At 46.5% G+C, this 9875-nt stretch carries 8 protein-coding genes; all 8 read right to left on the bottom strand.

All coding sequences use genetic code 11. From position 1 onward, the window contains the following. Positions 1 to 31: 31 nt before the first annotated feature. Genes ftsZ (AAC033_RS04120) through murD form a run of 8 tightly spaced genes read right to left on the bottom strand, consistent with a single transcriptional unit; the run spans position 32 to position 9873 of the window. Positions 32 to 1450, bottom strand: a complete 1419-nt coding sequence (ftsZ, locus tag AAC033_RS04120) for a cell division protein FtsZ (RefSeq protein ID WP_339735689.1) — start codon at positions 1448 to 1450, stop codon at positions 32 to 34. Positions 1451 to 1471: 21 nt separating this feature from the next. Next, entirely contained in the window at positions 1472 to 2743 is a 1272-nt protein-coding gene (ftsZ, locus tag AAC033_RS04115; protein WP_339735687.1) for a cell division protein FtsZ, read from the bottom strand. A 21-nt stretch (positions 2744 to 2764) separates the two neighbouring features. Next, positions 2765 to 4066 (bottom strand): cell division protein FtsA, encoded by a 1302-nt coding sequence (gene ftsA, locus AAC033_RS04110; RefSeq protein WP_339735685.1) that lies wholly within the window; start codon positions 4064 to 4066, stop codon positions 2765 to 2767. A 5-nt stretch (positions 4067 to 4071) separates the two neighbouring features. Continuing rightward, positions 4072 to 4821, bottom strand: a complete 750-nt coding sequence (locus AAC033_RS04105) for a hypothetical protein (protein WP_339735683.1) — start codon at positions 4819 to 4821, stop codon at positions 4072 to 4074. Continuing rightward, positions 4814 to 6199: a UDP-N-acetylmuramate--L-alanine ligase gene (gene murC, locus AAC033_RS04100; protein WP_339735681.1), complete on the bottom strand. Its 1386-nt coding sequence runs from the start codon at positions 6197 to 6199 to the stop codon at positions 4814 to 4816. Before murC ends, AAC033_RS04105 begins: the two co-directional genes overlap by 8 nt. Beyond that, positions 6200 to 7300, bottom strand: a complete 1101-nt coding sequence (murG, locus tag AAC033_RS04095; RefSeq protein WP_339735679.1) for an undecaprenyldiphospho-muramoylpentapeptide beta-N-acetylglucosaminyltransferase — start codon at positions 7298 to 7300, stop codon at positions 6200 to 6202. Position 7301: 1 nt separating this feature from the next. Then, positions 7302 to 8501: an FtsW/RodA/SpoVE family cell cycle protein gene (locus AAC033_RS04090; RefSeq protein ID WP_339735677.1), complete on the bottom strand. Its 1200-nt coding sequence runs from the start codon at positions 8499 to 8501 to the stop codon at positions 7302 to 7304. A 34-nt stretch (positions 8502 to 8535) separates the two neighbouring features. Next, the gene (gene murD / locus AAC033_RS04085; RefSeq protein ID WP_339735675.1) at positions 8536 to 9873 is read right to left on the bottom strand and encodes a UDP-N-acetylmuramoyl-L-alanine--D-glutamate ligase; all 1338 of its coding nucleotides are present in this window, start codon (positions 9871 to 9873) and stop codon (positions 8536 to 8538) included. Positions 9874 to 9875 lie beyond the last annotated feature (2 nt).

Raw genomic sequence — 9875 nt, 5'->3', positions numbered from 1 at the left:
CTCATTCTCACCACCCGATCTTCTCACCCTCTTAATCCACCTTGTCGTGCAGGTATGAGTTATTGTCCCGCAACTTGGTGTTATCTTCGTCATCGGGCGAAAGTGAGAAGCGCGACAGTTTTTCTTCAAACTTCTTTTTCATATTTTGAATGTTCACCTTCTTGCGGCGGTAGGCCGGAATGTTTTCCAGCTCGTCCACCTCTTCGTCCGATGAGGAGGAATAGTCCAGCTTGACGGAGTATTCCTTTTTAGGATCGGCTGAATTGGCTTTGCCGTACAATTCATCAAACTCGTCCATTGGCTTGTTAATTTCAAACTCAATGGACTGCTGGTTAATGCTTGCCCGTTTTGTTTCACCTCCTGCAGAGGGTACACGAACTTCGGGTCTCGGTCGAACCGGTGGTGTTGGTTGCGGCTCATCAACCAGCGTGTGATAGGTTTTTTCCACCTTGCGGGCGGCCATCATTTCAGGAATACTGCTCACACTAAATCCAGTGGCAATAATCGTAACTGAGATCTCGTGCCCCAGAGCTTCATCCACACCATTTCCCCAAATCAGGTCGGCATCGTGTCCGGCTTTGGCTTGAATGTAATCAGTGATTGCTCCAATTTCGTCCATCGTCACTTCTTCGCTTCCCGAAGTAATATTCAGCAAAATATTGCGCGCTCCGTTAATGTCGTTGTTATTCAGAAGGGGAGAATTCAGAGCTTCTTCCACTGCCCGCAGCGCACGGTTTTCGCCTTCAGCTTTTGCCGATCCCATGACCGCGACGCCACTGTTGCGCATCACCGTTTCCACATCGGCAAAGTCCACATTAATGTAACCGGGAACAGTGATAATCTCAGCAATTCCTTTTGCGGCCGTGGTCAGCACGTTGTCGGCTTTGGCAAAAGCCTCCGAAATCTTAAAATCGCCGTACATCTCCCGAATCCGCTCATTGTTGATTACAAGCAACGAGTCGACATGATTCTCCATTTCGGCAATGCCATCAATGGCCTGTTTAATGCGTCGGCGCCCTTCATTCCGGAAAGGCAGCGTGACGATTCCTACCGTCAGGATGTTGAGTTCCTTGCAGGCTTCGGCAATCACCGGAGCCGCTCCGGTTCCTGTTCCACCGCCCATTCCGGCTGTAATAAAAACCATCTTGGTGGTTGACTTCAGCGTCTTTTTAATTTCATCGATACTTTCAATGGCTGCTTCACGCCCGATTTCAGGTTTGTTTCCCGCACCACGCCCTTCGGTGAGCGACTCGCCCAGCTGTAACTTCAGGGGGACCGGACTGTTTCGCAAAGCCTGCTCATCGGTATTGCACAGCATAAAACCAACATCTTTTATTCCCTGTTGAAACATGTGGTTTACGGCGTTTCCGCCGCCGCCTCCAACACCAATTACCTTGATGATTTCTTCGGAAGATTTATTTAGATCGAAATTCATTATATCGCTTGACATAGACTTTTCTGTTCTTAATCATTAATTTTCAATTTCTTCATCCTGATCCTCAAAAAAGCGGTTAAACTGGCGTTGAAACCAGCTATCGGTCGTCCCACTTTCCTGGGTTTGTTCAGAGACCAGCTCCCTTCTGCTCTTTGCTTTTTGTTTTCGGGAATTGGTTGTTCGTTTTATCGTTTCCGCCTTCTGCGGTTGTTTTTGCATTTCATTTTCGAAGATCTTTGCAAAATCTTCTTCCTCGTCCTCCAGATTTATATCAATGGCTTGCTCTTCAAAAAGTACTTCTTCTTTGGGTTTCTTTTCCTGAAGCAAGCTGTTTGGATTTTTGTCGAAGCGCGTGGCAATCAGGGTAACACTCACCTTGTTTTCGAGGCGTTTATCCAAGCTGTTACCCCAGATAATATTGGCGTCCTGTCCAGCTTTTTCCTGTAAGAATTCGATGATGTCTCCAATTTCACCCATCCGGATTTCTTCATCACCTGATGTGATATTCAACAAAATATCTTTGGTTCCTTTGATGTCGTTGCTATCCAGCAAGGGAGATTCAAGCGCTTTCATGACAGCGTCCATCGCACGGCCATCACCCTCTGAAATACCGGTTCCCATAATGAATACTTCGCTGCCCGCCATCACGGTGTGCACATCGGCATAGTCAATGTTAATGTTTCCGTGCAAGGTGATAATTTCCGCCACGCCTTTGACTGCCGTTCCAAGAATATTATCGGCTTTTTTAAAGGCATGAGACGCCGGCAGATCACCATAAATCTTATGCAGTTTCTCGTTGCTGATAACCAGCAAACTGTCCACCTGCTTTTTCAGTTTTTCAACCCCTTCAAGTGCTTGCTGAAAGCGGCGTTTCCCCTCAGCCGGCGACGGAATGGTCACTACGGCAATGGTCAAAATGTCAAGTTCACGGGCGAGCTCAGCAATCACCGGAGCAGCACCGGTTCCTGTTCCACCGCCTAGGCCAGCGGTGATGAAAAGCATCTTGGTGGTTCCCTCCAGCACACTGCGAATATCATCCAGATTTTCAATGGCTGCCTGTTCGCCCTGCAAGGGGAGGTTTCCGGCACCGCGACCTTCTGTCAGCGTAACACCCAGTTGAATTTTAATCGGGACCGGACTGTTGCGTAAGGCTTGGGCATCTGTGTTACAAATCAAAAAGTCAACGCCTTCAATCCCTTCTCCAAACATGTGATTCACGGCATTGCAGCCGCCACCACCAATCCCGATCACTTTGATAATCGATGATTTTGATTCCTGAAATCCAAAATTTAAGATGTCCTCCGTCATATCCGGGGATTTTTTTATTGGTTAAAACATTTCCGTATCCTGTTCATCTTCGAAAAACAGCGTAACCTGGCGGGTTACCTCTTTTTTCATTTGAGAGAAAAAACCGGGCTGTGTTGAGTGTGTCTTCTTTTTCTTCGGTTTGAAGAAAAACTCTTTCGCCGGTTCATCGTTTTCAACTTCATTCAGAGCAGTCAACAGCAAGCCTAAAACCGTTGCATTCCTGGGGTCTTCCAACTCTTTCCATTGTTCACCCAGCTTCAGGCGCGGAATGCCTTTGCGGACGTCCAATCCCGTTTGGAATTTGATCAACTGCCCCAGGTTGGGCAACAACGCGCTTCCTCCGGTGAGCACAATTCCGGCTCCTACCTTGTCCATGTAGCCCGATTTTTCAATCTGAAAGAAAAAGGCTTCGATAATTTCTTCCATCCGAGCCTGAATAATAAAGGCCAGACTTTTAAATGAAATTTCTTTCGGCTCCCAACCTGAAATGCCAGGTATGGTTACCACTCGATCTTCGGGGGCAAAATCGCCCATTGCCTGTCCAAACTGTACTTTCAGTGATTCGGCCTGGCGCGCCAGAATGGTGCATCCTTCCTTGATGTCGTGCGTAATAACATTGCCACCAAAAGGGATAAGCGAAGAGTAGCACAAAACGCCATCGTGGTAAATGGCCATTTTGGTGGTTCCGCCACCGATGTCGAGCAAGACGACACCAGCCTCTTTTTCATCGTCTGAAAGTAAAATTTCAGACGATGCCAGCGGATCAATCATTGTTTTGCGGATGGTTATTCCGGCGCGGTCAAAACAAAGTTTCAGGTTGGTTTCGTACACTTCAGGGGCAACCATTAATTTAAACTCCGCCTGCATCTTTTCGCCAGTCATACCTACTGGATTTGGGATGCCTGATTCATGATCGATGGTAAACAACTGCGGTGCTGCGTGGTAGATTTTGTAGCCCGCGGGCAATTCAATCTTTTTCGCTTGTTGAAACAAGCTATCCACATCTTCATCAGATACGATCCGGCGTTCCCCAATGTAACGTTCAGCCTGATTGCTCAGCGTCTTTAGTTGCTGACCAACAATGTTGACGTATACCTCCTCAATATCACCTTGAAAAGCATCTTCGGCCTGCCGAATTGCCTCGTGAATCGCAGAAAAGGCCTCGTCAATGTTCAGCACTACGCCACGCTTTACCCCCATGGATCGCGCTTTCCCGTAACCTAAAATTTCAATCTTACCATCCTCACTCTTTCTGCCGGCAACTACCACGACTTTGGTTGTGCCGACATCCACTGCTGCTATGATTTTTCCGCTCTTGCCCATATTCGCTATTTTTTTGTACAGACCACCTGATTGGTATATTTCAAGTTTATTTTCGAATAGTGATTCCACCCCATTTTTGGAAATGCCTGCTCATAAAGCGCTTTCAGATTCCTTAATTTAAGCTGGTAGTCCGAAGGTTTTCCAAATTCAATCAACTGGTCACCAACCAGCGTTGACAGGATCACTTCCCCTTCTTTACTCACTTGCAATTGCTCGATCTGGGCATTCCAAAATTCATTTTCATGAATAAAAATCACCAGTGGCAACAGTTGTTCCCTGGCGTATTTCTCGTCAGGATGTCCGTTGGCCAGCAGCACGTTGCTCGTAAATGACTGGCTTGCAGGAATCCGAACCCCTTCGCGATCAAGGTAGAAATCTTCCTTTTCATTCCTGATCCGGACAATCGGATCACGCTGTGATACTTCAACGATCAACTTCCCTTTGAAGTCCATATCCTCTCCGGTGATCCGCCGGTAAATCTCTATCTCCCGAATTGTTGTTTCCTTCTTTAGTTCATGTTCCAACTGCTCCGTATTGATTTCATTCAGTTTCTTTTCAAACAGCTTGCTGTCCGCTTTCTTCACCAAACGGGCTATTTCATCTTCGTCAATAAACCGGGGCGAATCGTCATCGATCAGCACCACCAGTTCATCGCAATTGACCTTGGCCAGCCTGCCGGACGAAAAAGCCATACCGATCATCACCAGCGTGATCAGCAAACCAAAGAGTCCAATATTAACGACCGACTTAAACATGTTCAATTTCCATTAACTTCATTTTCACCGGCTCTACCAAGGTGTCAATATCGCCGGCTCCCATCATCAATATCACGCCTGCGTCCAGCTTTTCGACCAGTTCAGGCAATTCGTTTTTGGTAATGAGTTGTTTGTTCTTGTTTTTTATTTGGTGGAAGATCAATTCAGAATTCACTCCCTCCATTGGTTTTTCGCGAGCAGGATAAATATCCAGCAACATAATTTCGTCCAGCTGATCAAGCTCCCGGGCAAAGCCATCAGCAAAGTCGCGCGTACGGCTAAAAAGGTGCGGCTGGAAAATCCCTGTGACTTTTCGTCCACTAAACATGGCACGCACTGATGCGATGGTCGCTTTTAGCTCTTCCGGATGGTGGGCATAGTCATCAATCAGGATGAACTGTTCGCTTCGATATTGAATGTCGAAACGGCGTTTTACTCCCTGGTAGGCTGCCAGTGCCAACAATAATTCTTCGGAATGAACACCGGCAAGCAAAGCCAGCGACGAGGCTGCAATGGCGTTTTCCACATTCATTAGGCCTGGATAATTCAGTCGCATACCTTCAATTCGTCCATTTGGATGAACCAAATCAAACTGGTATGCTTCATGGTCCAATTCAATATTTTCAGCATAAAAATCAGCCTGCTCATTCAACGAGTAACTGTAATAGCTGATGTTTTTATTCGGATCTTCAGTGACTTGCAGTCCTTTTTTTACAACGAGGGAACCACCTGCTTTCACCTGCCGGGCAAAGGCATTGAATGAATCCATGATCGCTTGCTGGTTCCCGTAAATATCCAAATGGTCGGCATCCATTGAAGTGATGACGGCCAGGTTTGGAAATAGCCGTAAAAAAGAACGGTCAAACTCATCGGCCTCGGCAACCACCCATTCGCTTGCTGAATCAAGCAACAAGTTGGTTTGGTAGTTTTTTGAAATACCTCCCAAAAAGGCGGTGCATCCCAAAACCGAGGTGTGCAGAATATGCGCCAACATGGTCGAAACAGACGTTTTCCCGTGCGTTCCGGCTACCGCGCAGCAATTTAATTCATAACAAATCATGCCGAGCACTTCGGAGCGCTTTTTCATCGGAATATCATTCGTTTCGACAAAAATACGCTCCCCAAGTTCGGCCGGAACCGCCGGCGTATAAACCACTAAACAGGCGCCCGGCAGCAAATGGCCGGCAAGCCATGCCGGCCGGTCATCGTAGTGCACATCAACCCCTTCGGCCTGTAGCTCACGTGTGAGTTTGGTTTCTGTGCGGTCATAACCCGACACCAGGAAGCCGGCATGTTTAAAATAGCGCGCCAAAGCACTCATCCCGATTCCACCAATTCCGAGGAAATAAACCTGTTTGATATGTGCCAGACCTTTCATTTACTTATTCACTTCATTTAGAATCACTTTAACAATGTCGCTCGTTGCGTTCGGCTTAGCCATTTTTAAGCTGTTTTCCGACAATTTTTTCAGTCGTTCTTCATCCTGAATCAATTCGAGCGCAATGGGGAACAAATTTTTTACTGCCATGCCATCTTTTACCATGATTGCAGCCTCATTCTCAACCAAAGCCATGGCATTTTTGGTTTGATGGTCTTCAGCCACATTGGGCGAAGGCACTAAAATCGATGCTTTCCCTAACAAACAGATTTCAGAAATGGTACTTGCTCCTGCCCGCGAAATGACCAAATCAGCGACCGCATAGGCAAAATCCATCCGCGATAAAAACTCAATCAGGTGGATATTTTTTCGCAACTTCCCATTAAATCGCTCCAGTATTGCCTTATGATAAAATGAGCCAGATTGCCAAATAATCTGAACGCCGGATTGATCCAGTAAGTCAAGGTTCGACAGGATGCTTTCATTCAATGTTCGGGCACCTAAACTGCCCCCCATCACCAAAATAACCGGCTTGCCTTCCTGCAGTTCGAAAAACTGACAGGCCTCTTTTTTGTCAACCTGATTCAACAGGTTCTGGCGAAAAGGATTTCCGGTAAGCACAATCCGCCATTTCGGAAAATAACGTTCCATATTGGGATAGGCTACACAAATCTTCTTCACCCGTTTTGAAAGCCACTTGTTGGTTTTGCCAGCATAGGAGTTCTGCTCTTGCAAAATAGTGGGTATACCTTTCTGGGCGGCCGCTTTCAATACGGGGCCGCTGGCGAATCCGCCGACACCAACAACTACATCGGGTCGGAAACCGCGGATGATCTTCCGCGCCTCAATCATACTTTTATTGAGCGACCAAAGGAAATGGATTAGTTTAAACGATAATTTTCGGGGAAGACCGATCACCGGCAAGCCCACAATCGGGTATCCAGCCATAGGAACCCGTTCCATTTCCATTTTTCCTTTTGCTCCAACAAAAAGGATATCGACCTCAGGTACCTGGGCCTTTAGTTCATTGGCAATAGCAAGCGCCGGAAAGATATGCCCTCCGGTGCCGCCGCCGCTGATAATTACTTTTAACTTTTTCATTTTACAGTTCCTCATCTTCATCCGGCATGTCAACCATTACCGGTGGTTCAACAACTACTTTGTTTCGCTGGTTGTGATAACTGACTGATAAGATCGCGCCAAAAGAAATTGCTGTGAATAACATGGACGTTCCTCCCATACTCACCCAAGGCATTGGCTGTCCGGTAACCGGGGCTACCCCCACAGAAACAGCCATGTTGATAGTGGCTTGAAAAACAATCAGCAACACCAAGCCCGCGGTTAAAAACGCGGGATAAGTCCGGTTTGAACGCCGGACAATGACCACGCCTCGGTATAAGAGAATGAGGTACAGCATAGCAACAATGAAACCTCCAAGCAAGCCATATTCTTCAATGATAATGGCATAGATGAAATCGTTGTAGGCTGCTTCCATGTAATTACTCACTTCACTTTTTCCCGGGCCCTTTCCGAACATTCCGCCTTCATAAATCGCAAGTTTGGCATAATCGGCCTGGGTTGTCCCAAGAGAGGCTTGATCGTCGCCGTACACAAAATCATCAATACGCTCTTTGAACGTGTGAACACGTCCGACCGAGTCAGGTAGATAGTCAGCTGTAAAATATAGTAACATCAACAGAAGTAATCCGGTTCCAACGGTCATCAACAAAAATTTGGCAGGAATTCGGGCAATGAGCATCAACACCATGACACTGCCAAAAATCAGGGCTGACGTAGAAATGTCGCCGTAGAAGATAATGCCGCATACGATGGAGCTTACTCCCATTACCCAGTAAAATGCCTTTTTTAGATCCTCTTTTGATGTTTGACGTTTGGCCAGGATTTTAGCTACAAACATCATTAACGAAATTTTGGCCAGCTCCGCTGGCTGGAAGCTCAGAAATCCCAAGTCGAGCGAACGCGGGGTGGGTTTTCCAGGTGTTAACCGATACTGAACAATTGCTGCCAGCAAAGCTCCAATGGTAACAAATAACAAAAGCGGGGCGATGTAAGTATAAAATTTTACCGGAATCACGTTGACCAAAAGCGCCATTAAGCCAAATCCCAGGAAAAGGAAAATTAACTGCCTGCTCAGGTAATAAAAGGTATTTCCACCAGCCTCGCGATAAGCCAGTCGTCCGGTTGCACTGTATACAATCATCAGTGATACGATGGACAAAAATGCCAGCACCACCCACAAGATCCGGTCACCCTTTAATATTTTACCCAGTGAAAAGTTCATCTTCAGTTTCCAATTTAAAATACCAATGACGAGTTTATAATTCCCTTACCGCGTTCTTGAACTGTCGCCCGCGGTCTTCATAATTTTCGAACAAGTCGAAGCTGGCACAGGCCGGAGACAACAGCACGGTTTCACCGTTTTTAGCCAGATAGTATGCCGAACGCACAGCATCAGTCATGTCCTGTGTTTCGATAATATCCGGAACAATGTCTGCAAACGCCTCCATGATCTTTTTGTTGTCCACACCCAGACAAATGATTGCTTTCACCTTGAGTTTTACCAAGTTCTTAAGCGCCAGGTAATCATTTCCTTTGTCAACACCTCCGGCAATCCATACGATAGGCTTATTAATGCTTTCCAAAGCGTACCAGGTTGAATTTACGTTGGTGGCTTTTGAGTCGTTGATAAACTCAATGCCATGAACCCTCAGGAAACGTTCGAGGCGATGTTCCACGCCTTTGAAATCAGAAAGGCTTTCCCTGATTTTTTCGTTCCGGATGTTCAACACCATCCCGGCCAGACCGGCGGCCATGGAGTTGTAGGTGTTGTGTCTTCCTTGTAAAGCAATATCAAAAATTGACATATTGAATGTTTTTTGTTTCCAGTTGATCACTAATTTCTCATCTTCAATTCCCGCCCCGTTTTCCGGAGCTTGTGTCGAGCCAAAAGGCAAACCAATGGCTGGTATTGTTCGTTTTTTCAATTCCTTTTGAATGATCGGATCATCGGCACCATAAATGAAAAAATCGGCCGGGGTCTGATTCTGTAAAATCCGGAATTTAGAATCCACGTAGTTCTGCAGCTGATAGTCGTACCGATCCAAATGATCCGGCGTGATATTCAGCAAGACGGCTATATCTGCCTTAAATGTATACATACCATCCAGCTGAAAACTGCTCAGTTCAATCACGTAATAATCAAAGTCGGCTTCGGCGACCTGCCAGGCAAAGCTTTGCCCCACATTTCCTGCCAGGCCAACATTCAAACCTGCTGTTTTCAGCAAGTGATAAGTCAGCATGGTCGTGGTGGTTTTGCCATTGCTTCCTGTAATGCAAATTGTTTTGGCTTTGCAGTAACGGCCGGCAAACTCAATTTCGGAAACTACCGGAATGCCGACTTCTCTCAGCTTGACAACCAAAGGTGCAGTATCCGGAACGCCCGGGCTTTTAATGACCAAATCGGCATTAAGCAAACGATCCTTAGAATGCTTTCCTTCTTCAAAAAGAATCCCATATTTGGTTAGAACGTCTCTGTATTTCTCTTGCACTTTCCCAGCATCGGTCACCCAAACCTCAAAGCCATGCTTCTGTGCCAGTATGGCTGACCCGACACCGCTTTCTCCTGCTCCTATGACAACCACCCGGCTCCCCATTG

The organism is uncultured Sunxiuqinia sp. (assembly GCF_963974515.1).
Classification (GTDB): Bacteria; Bacteroidota; Bacteroidia; order Bacteroidales; family Prolixibacteraceae; genus Sunxiuqinia.
This window is presented reverse-complemented; position numbering and strand designations above follow the sequence as displayed.